Annotated in this window: 11 protein-coding genes and 1 tRNA gene; 6 read left to right on the top strand and 6 right to left on the bottom strand. The window is 66.9% G+C overall.

Translation table 11 applies throughout. The features are described from left to right. The 6 genes from ACW170_RS08455 to ACW170_RS08430 all read right to left on the bottom strand — a co-directional run bounded on the left by ACW170_RS08455 (position 1) and on the right by ACW170_RS08430 (position 5,565). The gene (locus tag ACW170_RS08455) at positions 1-969 is read right to left on the bottom strand and encodes a nitroreductase family protein (RefSeq protein WP_492086298.1); all 969 of its coding nucleotides are present in this window, start codon (positions 967-969) and stop codon (positions 1-3) included. Then, entirely contained in the window at positions 966-2,090 is a 1,125-nt protein-coding gene (locus tag ACW170_RS08450; protein WP_492086297.1) for a GNAT family N-acetyltransferase, read from the bottom strand. Before ACW170_RS08450 ends, ACW170_RS08455 begins: the two co-directional genes overlap by 4 nt. Further along, the gene (locus ACW170_RS08445; RefSeq protein WP_492086296.1) at positions 2,087-3,280 is read right to left on the bottom strand and encodes a hypothetical protein; all 1,194 of its coding nucleotides are present in this window, start codon (positions 3,278-3,280) and stop codon (positions 2,087-2,089) included. The genes ACW170_RS08450 and ACW170_RS08445 overlap by 4 nt, the downstream gene beginning before the upstream one ends. Beyond that, a complete protein-coding gene (locus ACW170_RS08440; RefSeq protein WP_492086295.1) occupies positions 3,277-4,167 on the bottom strand; it encodes a HesA/MoeB/ThiF family protein in 891 nt (296 codons plus the stop codon). Before ACW170_RS08440 ends, ACW170_RS08445 begins: the two co-directional genes overlap by 4 nt. Next, positions 4,155-5,090: a hypothetical protein gene (locus ACW170_RS08435; RefSeq protein ID WP_492086294.1), complete on the bottom strand. Its 936-nt coding sequence runs from the start codon at positions 5,088-5,090 to the stop codon at positions 4,155-4,157. The genes ACW170_RS08440 and ACW170_RS08435 overlap by 13 nt, the downstream gene beginning before the upstream one ends. Before the next feature lie 385 nt (positions 5,091-5,475). After that, positions 5,476-5,565 (bottom strand) — tRNA-Ser (locus tag ACW170_RS08430). 140 nt (positions 5,566-5,705) lie between these two features. Between ACW170_RS08430 and msrA the strand changes: the two genes are divergently transcribed. The 6 genes from msrA to ACW170_RS08400 all read left to right on the top strand — a co-directional run bounded on the left by msrA (position 5,706) and on the right by ACW170_RS08400 (position 13,297). Next, the gene (gene msrA, locus ACW170_RS08425) at positions 5,706-6,356 is read left to right on the top strand and encodes a peptide-methionine (S)-S-oxide reductase MsrA (RefSeq protein WP_492086293.1); all 651 of its coding nucleotides are present in this window, start codon (positions 5,706-5,708) and stop codon (positions 6,354-6,356) included. Positions 6,357-6,449: 93 nt separating this feature from the next. Beyond that, positions 6,450-7,772 (top strand): VOC family protein, encoded by a 1,323-nt coding sequence (locus ACW170_RS08420; RefSeq protein WP_492086292.1) that lies wholly within the window; start codon positions 6,450-6,452, stop codon positions 7,770-7,772. Positions 7,773-7,832: 60 nt separating this feature from the next. Further along, positions 7,833-9,680: an acyltransferase family protein gene (locus ACW170_RS08415; protein ID WP_492086291.1), complete on the top strand. Its 1,848-nt coding sequence runs from the start codon at positions 7,833-7,835 to the stop codon at positions 9,678-9,680. 151 nt (positions 9,681-9,831) lie between these two features. Next, positions 9,832-11,796, top strand: a complete 1,965-nt coding sequence (gene mdoH / locus ACW170_RS08410) for a glucans biosynthesis glucosyltransferase MdoH (RefSeq protein ID WP_492086290.1) — start codon at positions 9,832-9,834, stop codon at positions 11,794-11,796. Between the two features lie 129 nt (positions 11,797-11,925). Continuing rightward, positions 11,926-12,243 carry a hypothetical protein gene (locus ACW170_RS08405; RefSeq protein ID WP_304936855.1) on the top strand — a complete coding sequence of 106 codons (318 nt, stop codon included), beginning with the start codon at positions 11,926-11,928 and terminating at the stop codon, positions 12,241-12,243. 67 nt (positions 12,244-12,310) lie between these two features. Continuing rightward, positions 12,311-13,297: an SDR family oxidoreductase gene (locus ACW170_RS08400; RefSeq protein WP_492086289.1), complete on the top strand. Its 987-nt coding sequence runs from the start codon at positions 12,311-12,313 to the stop codon at positions 13,295-13,297. Positions 13,298-13,337 lie beyond the last annotated feature (40 nt).

Genomic DNA, 13,337 nt, shown 5'->3' with positions numbered 1-13,337 from the left:
TCAGACGATCAAGGCGTCCAGTCCGAGGCGAGGCTTGGGCGGCAGGTCGCGAACCGGCGCGATCCCCAGTCGGAAGGCTGTGATCAGGCGACGGTCGCCGCCCATGCCGAAATCCGCCTGCAGGCGTGCGCGTGCTTCTGAATCGTCCGCCAGAACCGCCATCGGCGCAGCCGACAGTCCGGCTTGGGTGAAGCCGAGCCAGGCGCGATGAAACCGTCTTCCCGTGTCGAACGGCGCTTCGTTCGCCGGGCGATGGAACAGGACGAGGGCCGAGGCGCTGCGCACCACCGCCGCTTCGGCGACCAGGGCGCCGGCCAGGCCGACCCGGTCCAGCATTTCAAACACGCCGGGTCTCAGCACGACACCGGCGCCGGCGGCCTCGACCCCAGACATTTCCATGGCCTCTGCATTCAGCCCGTCGAGTGACCAGGACGGGTGGCGTCGCGACAGCCGCATCCACGACACCAGTTCCGCACGATAGGGGGCGTTGCGGAACCAGCGCAGGCTGGCCTCATCGTAGAGACGCGCCAGTTCGGTGATGTGGTCTGGGTCTTGAGCGACGATCAGGTCTTCGCTCTGCTCCAATTGCGCCATCGCGGCGCGGACGACAGCGCCGCCTTCGAACTTCCCACGATAAGTGCGCCGCCGCGTCAAGAACGCCGCAATTGGATCGGAAACCCCGCCACGCCGGACAGTCAGCTCCGCGACGTGGACGCCGTCATGCCCGACATCGACGACCAGGCCGCGCCGCCCGGCGGCGAGACAGAATCCCTCCACCGCTGAGCCATGGCTGACGTTCAGGTCGCGGCCTTCGGGATCGCCGATGGGCAGCCTGCGGCTTTCGTCCTCAAGCACCTGGACCCGGCCGTCCGGCCCCAGTCGCCATCGCGTCGGTTGAGTATTGTGGACGCTGGGAGAAAGGGAAGCCTCGGTCACCAGCGCCCGGAACGTCTCTGCATCCAGCGTCATCCCAGGCCTTTCCTGAACAGCTCCAGTCGCTGCAGCCGTCGCGCGCCCAGTTTTTCCATCTGGCGGAGCGAGGCGGTGTTCTCGTCGGCAATCCAGGTCACGCCGCATCGGCTGTAGCCGCCTGCAAACAAGGCCTTGATCACCCGGTGCAGCATGGCGCCGTTCAAACCCTGACCATGCAGGGCGCGCTTGACTGAATAGAAGATGATGACCGCGCGTCGTCGCCTCAGCCGCTCGCGCATGAAATGGACCAGGGCCATCGGCCCAATCCGACCGCGCGTCGCCTTCTGGAACGGGTTCAGATCCGGGATGCAGATCACTACCCCCGCAGGCTCGCCCCTGTAGTGTACGACGCAGGCGATGCGGGGATCCACGATCCACATCATCTCGCCGGCTTGGAAGTCGAACTCGGCCGGGGTCAGGGGCACGAACATCGGATTGTCGTTGAAGCCGTCGTTCAGGCATTGCCGGGCCTCCTCGAACCGAGCCTTGAAAGCGCTGCGGCTGATGGGCTTCCACGTCCAGTCGGGATCTGACAGCACCGTGCGCTGCTTGTCGCCCAACAAGACGTCGGCGGTCTTCGGTCCGACATCGAACTCGAAGGTCGACATTGGAAACACGGGTAAATAGCCGCAGGCCTCCAGCAGGCGCGGCAGATGCGGGGCGCCCCAGATCATGTCGGTGTAGGGTTGGTTCTCGAACCCCTCAGTCAGGATCCCGGCCTGCTGCATGGCTGTCAGGTTGAAGGCGCCGACCAGTTCATCGCAGCCTTCGGCGCGCGCGAAGGTTTCCGCGGCATGGAACAGACACCGCGCGGTTTCGACACTGTCCTCGCAATCGAAATAACCGAACTGACAGCGCCTTGTGCCGTGGCGAGCATTCGAGGATGGATGGGTGTGGGCCGTCAGCCGCCCGACCGGACGCCCGTCACGCCAGGCGGTGAAAAAAGTCAGGCGGCCGCCGTCGTCGCGCATCAGGGGATTGCGAGCCGGATCCAGATACCGCTCCAGATCTGCGCGCATCGGCGTCACATAGGGGCTGTCGGGGGAATAGATCTCGAACGGAACCCGGAAGAAGCCTTCCAGATCGCCTTCGCGAAGGTCCAAAGTCGGAGCGGTCATGGGCGTCTATCCGTCGTCAGCCGCGCCATTCGGAAGGCGAGGCCGAGATCGATCTCGGCCTCGGTGTTGCGCAACAGATCTGGCAACCGGACCAGACCGATCCGCACCGGCGACTGGCTCAACAGCCCGACGTGGGTGGCGTCCGATCGCGCCAGAAGATCCAGCAGCGGCTCGCGTTCGGTCTCGTCGATCATCCCCGCGCCGGCCTGCAGGGCGGCGGCGCTCCACAGAGGCTGGCGATCCAGCGTGTGCGCTATCGCCTCGGGGTTATAATCGGCGAGATCGTGTTCGGACAGGACCGACAGGTCCTTCAGCATCGGCTCCTTGGTCAGCTCACCCAGGAAGCCGTCGAGGGATTGGGTGTTCGCCGAGGCCATGCGCTGACGCAGACTGGTGCGTCGACCCGCGGCGCCGAAAGGCTGGATGCGGACCACCAGGGTCATGGTGATTAGCGCGGCGCCCACCAGGGCGAAGAGGCGAACCCGGTCGTCGAGCACGCCTACATCCAACTGTTCGATCAGGCCGCAGGTCAGGGCCAGGGTCGTCGCCACGATCACGACGGCGTCGATCCAGACGTCGCGCGCATCGCTGACCCCGTTCGACAGGGCAAGCAGGACGATCACTAGGGCGGCGATGGGGCTGAAACCTATGGGCGAGGCCACCAGTCCGGAAAAGTCTGTGCCGATCAGTGGAATGACGATGGCCAGGCCGACGGCGAGGCGGCGAACGGCGCCGTTCTCCGCGGGGGACAGGGCCTCGCGATCCCTCGCCCACAATAGGATCAGGGTGGCGACCAGCGATGAAAGGATGATGACGGCCAGTGCGATGCGGGAGCCGAAAGCGACATGGCTGGTCGTGAACAGGGCGAAACCCAAACCCAGGGCGGATGCCGCGAAGATGGCGGTCTTCATCGCGCGCGGCGCATGGCGGCGAAGAAGCCCTTCGGCCAGCAGGAGGGCCGCAAGGGGGGCGAGCGATATGGTGGCGTATGTCGCGCCTTCGAAGATCGGCAAGCCCGTCCGGACCGCGAGGCTGCGGACGCCGTAGAACACCGACATGACCCCGAACAGGAAGACTAGCCGCGGCGTCAACGGACCGCCGGCGCGGCGCACGAGCAGGGCTGCGACATAGGCCGCCAGTCCCGCCGCCGCGAAACCGTCGAGCAGGGCCTGGGTCTCGACGCGGATCATGTGGCGCCCTTCAGCAGCCGAGCCATGAATGCACGCACGATCAGTCCCTTTATGGCGGCGACGGGCGTCCACAACGGCCGTTCCGCCCGGCCCGCAAAGGCGTTGAGGAACCAGCCTCGGCAATCGGTCTTGGAACGACGCCCCATCAGCAACCAAAGCGCCTCATACGCCATAAGGCAGCCCGTCGAGATCACCATCGGCGCGAAAGACATTCGCTTGGCCGTACCGGCGGCGAGAGCGGCTGCAGCGCCGAGATCGACGTGACGGGCCGACGACGAATGGACCATGACGTATTCCAGCTCCTTCATGAAGCTGCCTCGCAGGTCTTCTGGCTGGATCGCATCCAGCGCCTTGCCGCGCGTCGGATACTTCAGACGCTCCTCCGGGCGCGGGTCGGAGGGGCGCACGACGATCACCGAGGGCAGGGGCGAGGCATAGGCGTCGATCACGGTCGCGCCGGCCGTTTTCGCCGCACGGTACAGGGCGATACTCGCCGCAATGTCGTCAGTTCCGTTGACAATCACGGGATAGCGCGCCGCCAGATCCGCGACCTGATCGACCCATTCTGCGCCCAGGCGCTCGATCTCGACCTCGGGGTTGATGCGCCGCGCCGCCGCGCAGGCGACTTCGGCCTTGTCCTGCCCGACGGTGTCGGTGAAGGCGAAGACCTGACGGTTCATGTTGGAGGTCTCGAAGACGTCGATGTCGCAGATGGCGAACCGTCCGACGCCCGCGCGGACCAGGGCCAGGAAACAGGCGCCCCCCATGCCGCCGACGCCTGCGACGAACGCGGCGCCCCCCTTCAGGGCCGCCTGTTCCGCCTCAGTGACGAAGCCCAGATTGCGGGTGGTGAACTCGGCATAGTCGAAGGCCGTCACGTCTTCCATGCGCGCAAACTTCCCCAGGGTTGAGTGTGGTCGAGCCAGTGCACCAGCGGCAACAGGGCCGCCTGGGTCATCAGCAGAGCGAACCGGCCGAGCAGGCCGGGAACGGTGTCGGGCGGGGCCACCTTGGCGAGGTAACGGCTGGCGGCGCGCATATCGATCTGGCCGATCTGAAGCAGGTCGTCGCCCCGGCCATAGTCCAGCTCTGCGGCGCAGAGGTCGTTGTAGATGGCGTCGCGATGTTTGGCGGCGTTTTGGAAGGTCTTCTTCAGCTCGTCCGAACCGCCGGTATAGGCGTCGGTGATCACGAACCGATCCGCGTCGAACCCGGCCTCGCCGCCGACCCCGAAGGCGTGACGCCAGCGCCTCATGATCTGCTGGGCCAATCTCTCGTGCTGGAAGGATCGCCTTGCGACCGGCCTGCCGGGATAGACGTCGGAAAAGGTCTCGGCGACCATGCCGACGACGGCCGGCACCTGGGTCACGCTGGACACCCAGACGGCTCGGCATTGCCGCCGGACGAACAGAAGGACGCAGGTCAGGCCATAGAGGGTTGCGGACAGACCGCTTCCGCGCACATCCGGACGCACCATGACCAGGCCCAGGTGCAGAATCTCGACCGACCGGCCGCCAAGGTCGGCGTCCAGAATGGCCAGGGCGTTGAACGCGACCGGGCGTCCGCCGCGCTTCTCATAGACGACGGTCAGCACTGTCCGAGACAGGGTCTCTGGATCGCCAGAGAATATTCCATAGGTCAGGTCTCGATCACCCAGCACGCTGCGAGCAATGGATCTCACGTCCTCGACCAAGCCTACGAGATCGGACTCCGCCAGAGCGATACCCGGCCGCTCGACAATTCGCGAGCGCAGGCCCGGGCCAGCTCCCACGGTCGTGTCCAGCAATCGGAGCGTCACAGGCTTGCGCATTGGGGGCGATCTCGCTTCAGACTCCACTCCTAAATACGTGCCACCTTCGTTTTCATGAACAACGACCGACCTATCGACCGCCAACATGCTTGACCTGAATGTCGTGTTTCCGGCGACAGGCAAAAGACCGCTCCTGGCGCGAACCGGTCCTGACCTCGTGCAAAGGTGCAAGAGGCGACTGAGGCGCCGTTAAGTGGTCAGCTAAGTGGTGGCTGGAAAAATCGCGCGGTTTTCAGGCGGCGATTGAGCAGAGTGGCGCTTTCGAACAAGCCTGAAACGCGCTGAACAGCCTTCGTGAGCAAGAATCCAAGCGCAAACCCCTTGGCGGGCTAGTTGGTGGGTGAGTACCCAATAAGCTCAAAAAAGTTTTTAAAAACAACAAGCGTGGCGGACAGAGAGGGATTCGAACCCTCGGTAGGCTTTCACCTACACACGCTTTCCAAGCGTGCGCGATCGACCACTCCGCCACCTGTCCGTTTCACGCCACGTCTTGCGCGCCGCCGAAGGTCGATCCGGCGGGAGGCGGGCCTGATAGAACACACTCGCCCCCTCGGCAAGCGCCTCTGGCATCCCCATATAGGCGCTGACGTCATTTTCCTTACGAAAGCCACCCCGATGCTGTTCAAAAAGAGCGCCGAACTGCCCACCGCCGAGACCGCCCTGCCCGGCCGCGCCGAGCCGCTGGCGACCGACACCATCCATTATGTCAGCGGCAATCCGCTGAAAGGCCCCTATCCCGACGGGTTCCAGGTGGCGATTTTCGGCATGGGCTGTTTCTGGGGCGTTGAACGGATCTTCTGGTCATTGCCGGGCGTCTGGGTGACCTCGGCGGGCTATTCCGGCGGGATCACGCCCAATCCGACCTATGAGGAGACCTGCACCGGCCGCACCGGTCATGCCGAGGTGGTCAAGGTGGTGTTCGACCCCACGGTCATCTCCTATGCGGAACTGCTGAAGGCCTTCTGGGAAAACCACGACCCGACCCAGGGCATGCGCCAGGGCAATGACGTGGGCACTACCTATCGCTCTGCCATCTATACCCTGAACGACGCGCAGCAGGCCGAAGCCGAGGCGTCGCGCGACGCCTATCAGGCAGCCCTGACCACGGCGGGCCGTGGGACGATCACCACCGAGATCGAACCCGCCGGCGAGTATTTCTACGCCGAGGCCTATCACCAGGGGTATCTGGCCAAGAACCCCGCCGGCTATTGCGGCATCGGCGGCACCGGCGTGGTCTGCCCCATCGGGGTCGGCGTCGACGCCTGATCACGCGCATCGGGCGAAATGTCCTGTGGCCGCCGGCTAGGCGTCGGCGGCCGACAGGCGTAGGGAACGGCGAAAAGGTCCAGGGAGCCGCTCATGTCCGCCTTCGTCCACCCCGATGAAATCCGCAGCCGTTTCTCGGCCGCCCTATCCGCCATGTACCGGGCGGAGGTGCCCCAGTATGGCGAACTGCTGACCCTGGTCGCCGAGGTCAACGCCCAGGCCTTGAAGGCCGATCCGGCGGGGGCTGAGCGTCTGGCGGCCGCGGGCGAGTTGGCCCGACTGTCGGAGGAGCGTCACGGCGCCATCCGCGTCGGTACGGCGGACGAACTGGCCACCATCGCCCGCGCCTTTGCGGTCATGGGCATGGCGCCCGTCAGCTATTACAATCTGGCCCCGGCGGGGGTGCCGGTCCATTCGACCGCCTTCCGCCCCGTTGATCCGACGGCTCTGGCGCGCAATCCCTTCCGGGTCTTCTGCTCCCTGCTGCGGCTGGAGCTGATCGAGGATCAGGACCTGCGTGAGGAGGCCGCCGCCGCCCTGGCCCGGCGCGACATCTTCACCCCCGGCGCCCGGGCGCTGATCGAGACGGCCGAGACCGCCGGCGGACTGGACGAGGACCAGGCCGACCGGTTCGTGGCCGAACTGCTGGAGACCTTCCGCTGGCATGCCGAGGCGACGGTCAGCGCCGCTGTCTATGAACGCCTGGTCGCCGCCCACCGGCTGATCGCGGACGTGGTCAGCTTCAAGGGGCCGCACATCAACCACCTGACGCCGCGCACTCTGGACATCGACGCCGCCCAGGCGGCCATGCCGGAACGCGGCATCACGCCCAAGGAGACGATCGAGGGCCCGCCCGCCCGCGCCTGCCCCATCCTGCTGCGCCAGACCAGTTTCAAGGCCCTGCAGGAGGCCATCGCCTTCCCCGACGCGGACGGCGCCGTCCAGGGCGTGCACACCGCCCGGTTCGGCGAGATCGAACAGCGGGGCTGCGCCCTGACCCCTGCCGGCCGCGCCCTGTATGACGCGGCCCTGGCGAGCAAGGACTTCTCGGCCCGGCCGGACGACTGGACAGCCCTGCGCCGCAACGGCCTGGCCTGGTTCCGCTATCGCGCGACGCCGCAAGGCCTGGCCGGACGCGCGGAGACAGCCGACCTGGAGGCCCTGATCGCCCTGGGACATGTCGTCGCGGAACCGATCACCTATGAGGACTTCCTGCCCGTCAGCGCGGCCGGCATCTTCCAGTCCAACCTGGGCGTCGAAGTGCGCGAGGCCTATGCCGTAGACCCGGCCAAGGCCGATTTCGAACAGGCCCTGGGCCGTTCGGTGCTGGACGAAATGGCGCTGTATCAGGCGGAGCAGGAGGCCTCGATCAGGACGACGCTGCAGGCCTTGGGGCTGGCAGAGACCCTGGCCTGACTGTGGCCTCGACGATCAGCCGTATTGCCTGAACCGATCCGCCGGATCATAGACGCGGCCGTGCCCTCCTCTGCTCCCTCGTCCACACGCCGCTATGATCTGGACTGGATCCGGGTCGGGGCCTTTGGCCTGCTGATCCTGTATCATGTCGGCCTGGTCTACGGCGTCTATGGCTGGCACGTTCACAGCGTCCACACCTTCGAGTGGATGCGCGAAGCCATATTGATCACCAATCCCTGGCGGCTGACCCTGCTGTTCCTGGTGTCGGGAGCGGCGCTGCGGTTCATGACCTTCCGGCGCAGCCCGCGTGAGGTGGCGCGCGCCCGGTTCGCGCGACTGGTCCCGCCCCTGCTGTTCGGCGCGGTGATCCTGGTGCCGATCCAGTCGTGGATCGAGGCGATGGACAAGGCCGGCTGGCCCAGCGGGCTCGCCGGTTTCGCCGCCTGGATGGTGCATGAGTTCAGCTTCAGCGGGCTGGCCGACGGCGTTCCGGTCAACCACCTGTGGTTCATCGTCTATATCGCCGCCTACAGCGTCGTCACCGTCCTGCTGTGGCGCCAGCCGGGCCTGATCGACTGCATCGGCGGTTGGCTGGAGAAGGCTTTGGCCGGACCGCGCGTCCTGATCCTGCCGATCCTCTATCTCATCGCGATCCGCATCCTGCTGTTCCCCTGGTTCGGGGTGACGAACATCCTGCACTGGGACTGGTACAATCACGCCCTGTCGCTGGGGGCCTTCGTCTTCGGCTTCTGCATTGTGGGCCGCGAGACGATCTGGCGCGATATGGAGCGGTATCGCTGGGTCGCCCTGGGCCTGGCCGCCGTTGCTCTGCCGATCATGATGGCCCAGGTCTGGCATCCGGGCGGGCGGGCCTTCTGGGGCGTGCCCAAGGCAATGATCTACGGTCTGGACCAGTGGGCGGTGATCGTCGCCATCCTGGGCTTCGGCAGCCGGCATCTGCGGTCGCGCGGCGGGCCGGTGCTGGCCTATCTGACCGAGGCCACCTTCCCCCTTTATCTGGCGCACCAGACGATTCTGGTCGCGGCGGTGTGGATCATCCGTCCCGCGCGACTGCCGGTGGGGCTGGAGGCCCTGTCGCTGCTGCTGATCACCTTCCTGGGCAGTTTCGCCGTCTATGAGGTCGTCAAGCGGATCGGCCCCATCCGCCCCCTGTGGGGACTGAAGCCGCTCGACGGCCGGCCCTGGCCGCTCGACCTCGAGGCGCTGCGACGCCCGCCCGCCCGCTATCACCGCCGCCGCCGCCTGCTGGCCGTCGGCGTCGCCGCCCCCCTGCTGGCCCTGACGGTCGTGGCCGCCGCCATCGCCGCCTATCCCGGCTTCGACAACGCCACCCAGTATCTGAGCGAACTGGGCGGGGCGACGGCCCAGGCGCCGATCATCTTCAACGGCGGGGTCTTCGTCGCCGGAGTGATGGCGGCCCTGGCGGGCATAGGCTTCGGCCTGGCTGTCTACGCCCTGACGGAGAAGCGGATCGCCGGGGCCGTGATCGCCGTGGTCTTCGTCCTGGCCGGCGCCGGCATGTCGGCCTCGACCCTCTATCCCTGGCCCGACCCGCGCCACATGATCATCAACCTGGCCCTGGGCATCCAACTGGCGCCGGTTCTGCTGCTGTGGGGACTGGCGTCGCGACGGGATCTGCCCCGGCTGAAACTCTTCCTCGCCGTGACTTTTGTGATCATGGCGATCCTGACCGTTGTAACAAAACACCTAGTCTTCCCCGGCACGGTCAATGACGCCAATGTGGGCTGGTGGGAGCGCGCCTACGCCATTGTTCTGGTCTGCTGGGTGGGGATTGCCGCCTGGGTTCTGGACCGTAAACTGCTGCAAGACGCTGCGGATTCGCCGTCAGCGCGGCCTGTAGCCAACCCCGCAGCGCGCCCAGGGTAAAAATCCCCGATATTTTTTGGCTATATCAACATTGCGTGATTGAAAATCGCGCGAATGTGATCGACTATAGGGCTCGTGCTGCAATGCAGCGCGCCGCCCCCTTCCTGCCTTCGGAAGCCGGGTCGGTCAACACGGGGGCGTCCAGAGCGGCATGAACAAGCTGGCGATCCGGCCTGTCGAACAGGCTGAATTCGAGACGATGAACCCGGCTCCGCAAGGGCCGGCCTGGTCCTGGCTGCCCGACGAGGCGCCGCTGGCCATGCCGGTGCAGTCTTTGGCCGCGCCCGACGCCGTCGCCGAGGCGATCCCCGCCACCTCCCCGCGCACGGTCGCCCTGCGCCGCCTGATGCTGCTGGCCGGCACCGTGGCCCTGACCGGCCTGTCCGCCATCACCCCCTTCTACCTCTATGCCCGCAAGGGCTGGGACGGCACCGAGATCCTGGCCTTCGGCATCTTCATGCTGCTGATCACCGCCATCTCGTGCTGGTTCGTCAGCGGCCTTATGGGTCTGTTCGTCATGCTGCGCGGCAAGGACCAGGCCGACCTGGCCTTCGCCCCCCACCCGGCCCTGCCGCGCACCCGCACCGCCCTGCTGATGCCGCTGTACAACGAGGACGCCCGCGCCTCCTTCGCCCGTCTGGCGATGATCGACGCCTCGCTGACCCGCCTGGGCGCCGCCTCCGCCTTCGACATCTTCGTGCTGAGCGACTCGACCAAGGAAGACGCCGCCGCCTCCGAGCGTTCGGTCTTCCAGGCCTTCCGCCTGACCGCCGGCTGCAAGACCTTCTACCGCCGCCGCTCGGACAACGCCGAGCGCAAGGCCGGCAACCTGGCCGAATGGGTCCGTCGTTTCGGCGGCGCCTATGAGACCATGATCGTTTTGGACGCCGACAGCACCATGGCGGGCGAGACCCTGCTGCGCATGGTCGACGCCATGGAGCGCAATCCCGGCGTCGGCATGCTCCAGACCGCGCCGGTCATCATCAAGGCGCGCACCATCTTCGCCCGCGTGTCGCAGTATTCCGTGCGCCTGTACGGCCGCGTCGCCGCCGCCGGCCTGGCCTACTGGACCGGCTCGGAGTCGAGCTACTGGGGCCACAACGCCATCATCCGCACGCGCGCCTTCGCCGCCTGCTGCGGCCTGCCCCACCTGCCGGGCAAGAAGCCGTTCGGCGGCCATATCATGAGCCACGACGTGGTTGAGGCCGCCCTGATGCGCCGCGCCGGCTGGGCCGTTCACGTCACCGCCGCCCTGGACGGATCGTGGGAAGAGACCCCGCCGTCTATCACCGACTTCATCCGCCGCGACCACCGCTGGTTCCAGGGCAATCTGCAGCACCTGGGCCTGATCGGCGCCAAGGGGCTGTCGCCGATGAGCCGCCTGCAACTGGCCATGGGCTGCATGGCCTATCTGTCCTCGCCCCTGTGGCTGGCGTCGCTGATGGTCGGCCTGTTCATCCAGATGTTCTATCCGGTCGACTGGACCAGCTTCTTCTACATCCTGAACCCCCAGTTCACCCCCTTCATGCTGGCCTCCTTCCTGTCGGGTGTGCTGCTGATCGGGCCCAAGTTCATGGGCGCCGCCCTGGTCCTCAGCCGTCCGGCCGAGCTGCGCGCCTTCGGCGGGCGTCGCGCCATCGCCAAGGGCATGGCCGCCGAGATCGCCCTGTCGGCCATCCTGGCCCCCATCCTGATGGTCGCCAACACCAAGGCCTTCATCCAGATCCTGTCCGGCCACGACACCGGCTGGACCACCCAGCAGCGCGAGGCTGACGGCCTGGCCTGGTCCGACGCCTTCCGCGCCATGCGCTGGCAAATGATCGCCGGCGTCGGCTTCCTGGTTCCGCTGTGCGTCCGCCCCGACCTGGCCACCTGGTTCGCCCCGATCGTCCTGCCGCTGCTGCTGGCCGCCCCGATCACGGTCTGGACCTCGCGCGTTCGCTCGGGCGACAAGCTGGCCGCCAAGGGTTTCCTGGTCACTCCGGCCCAGGACGGCGTCAGCGTCAATCCGGCTGTCCTGCACACGCCGCGCTCGCCGCTGCGCGCGGTGACCGGCGGCGTCCTGGCCCCGGTCGCTGCTCCGGCCATGGTCCCGGCCCGCGCTCCCGAGCTGTAGATCCCGGCTTTAAGCCAGCGAAAACCGATGCATGGCGGCCACAGCGCCGCCATAACCGCTACGGTCAAGCTCGACGCAACCCGACATAGCCTCCATTTCCGAACCTCAGCACTGCTGGGGAACGATTCCATGACCAAGAAGACCGGCGCCGATTCCAAACCCGACCTGCGGCTCGTCGGCGCCGAGGCCGCCGTCTATGACCTGATGCGCGCGCCCGAGACCACGGGCGAACGGGTCAAACGCCTCCAGCTCGAAGCCCACGCCCTGGCGCTGGAAGAGGTCGAGCAGTTCGAGAAACTCCTGACCCAGGCTGCGGAAAAGGCCAAGGACATCGCCTCAGGCGGCGACGCCTATCCCGTGGGCGTTCGCGAGATCGCCGCTCGCCTCGCCGCCGATCTGCCGACCCGGGCCGAGACCATCCGCACCATCGTCGGTAGGGTCGGCTAAAAACGGGGAACGGCTCGCCGCCTGGATCGCTCTTCTGAAGACCCCCACAGTCTTCAGGAGACCCGTCATGGACGACCGCTTCAACGCCCGCGCCGACGACATCGCCGACCAGGAACGCGCCATCCAGCGCGACATCGACGCCAAGGACCAGCAGTCCGGCGGCGATGAATCCTCCGGCGCCGTCCAGGCCGGCGCCCGCGCCTATCCCGCGCCGCCCTTCCCCAAACAGCACCAGACCAAGCCCGGCGACGAGGCCGCGCTGGACCCGGCCCCGATGTACGACGCCCCCTTCTGGAAGGGCTCGGGCAAGCTGGAGGGCTTCGCGGCCCTGATCACCGGCGCCGATTCCGGCATCGGCCGTTCGGTGGCCGTCCTGTTCGCCCGCGAGGGCTGCGACGTCGTGATCTGCCATCTGGACGAGGACAATGACGCCGAGACCACCAAGGCGGCCGTCGAGGCCGAGGGCCGTCGCGCCGTGGTGCTGAAGGGCGACGTCGCCGATCCGGCGTTCGCGGAGGCGGCGGTGAAGGCCACGCTGGACGCCTTCGGCCGCCTGGACGTCCTGGTGCCCAACGCCGCCTTCCAGGAACATGTCAGCACCTTCGAGGACCTGACCTACGAGCATTTCGACCGCACGCTGAAGACCAACCTCTACGGCTATTTCAACATGACCAAGGCGGCGGTTCCGCACATGAAGTCCGGCGGCGCCATCGTCATGACCGGCTCGGTCACCGGCCTGATGGGCAGTCAGGCCCTGCTGGACTATTCCATGACCAAGGGCGGCATCCACGCCTACGCCCGCTCGCTCGGCACGCACCTGGCGCCGCGCGGCATCCGCGTGAACGTGGTCGCCCCCGGCCCGGTCTGGACCCCGCTGAACCCGGCGGACAAGGACGCCGAGGCCACGTCGCAGTTCGGCGCCCAGACGGTGATGAAACGCCCGGCCCAGCCCGAGGAAATCGCCCCCGCCTACGTCTTCCTGGCCTCGCCGCAGATGTCGAGCTTCATCACCGGCGAGATCCTGCCCATCATCGGCGGCTATTCGGGGGGATAAGGCTCTTGGGGGGAGGACACTTCCCCTTCCTCGTCATTCC

The sequence above is a fragment of the Brevundimonas sp. FV2ps16 genome (genome assembly GCF_058681075.1).
Note: the sequence above shows the minus strand (reverse complement) of the source record. Positions and strands in the feature narration are given on the sequence as shown.

What these genes read in the sequence shown, in the direction of transcription:
- ACW170_RS08455 (WP_492086298.1), bottom strand. Translation starts at nt 969, where the DNA reads ATGACGCTGGATGCAGAGACGTTCCGGGCGCTGGTGACCGAGGCTTCC.
- ACW170_RS08450 (WP_492086297.1), bottom strand. Translation starts at nt 2,090, where the DNA reads ATGACCGCTCCGACTTTGGACCTTCGCGAAGGCGATCTGGAAGGCTTC.
- ACW170_RS08445 (WP_492086296.1), bottom strand. Translation starts at nt 3,280, where the DNA reads ATGATCCGCGTCGAGACCCAGGCCCTGCTCGACGGTTTCGCGGCGGCG.
- ACW170_RS08440 (WP_492086295.1), bottom strand. Translation starts at nt 4,167, where the DNA reads ATGGAAGACGTGACGGCCTTCGACTATGCCGAGTTCACCACCCGCAAT.
- ACW170_RS08435 (WP_492086294.1), bottom strand. Translation starts at nt 5,090, where the DNA reads ATGCGCAAGCCTGTGACGCTCCGATTGCTGGACACGACCGTGGGAGCT.
- msrA (WP_492086293.1), top strand. Translation starts at nt 5,706, where the DNA reads ATGCTGTTCAAAAAGAGCGCCGAACTGCCCACCGCCGAGACCGCCCTG.
- ACW170_RS08420 (WP_492086292.1), top strand. Translation starts at nt 6,450, where the DNA reads ATGTCCGCCTTCGTCCACCCCGATGAAATCCGCAGCCGTTTCTCGGCC.
- mdoH (WP_492086290.1), top strand. Translation starts at nt 9,832, where the DNA reads ATGAACAAGCTGGCGATCCGGCCTGTCGAACAGGCTGAATTCGAGACG.
- ACW170_RS08405 (WP_304936855.1), top strand. Translation starts at nt 11,926, where the DNA reads ATGACCAAGAAGACCGGCGCCGATTCCAAACCCGACCTGCGGCTCGTC.
- ACW170_RS08400 (WP_492086289.1), top strand. Translation starts at nt 12,311, where the DNA reads ATGGACGACCGCTTCAACGCCCGCGCCGACGACATCGCCGACCAGGAA.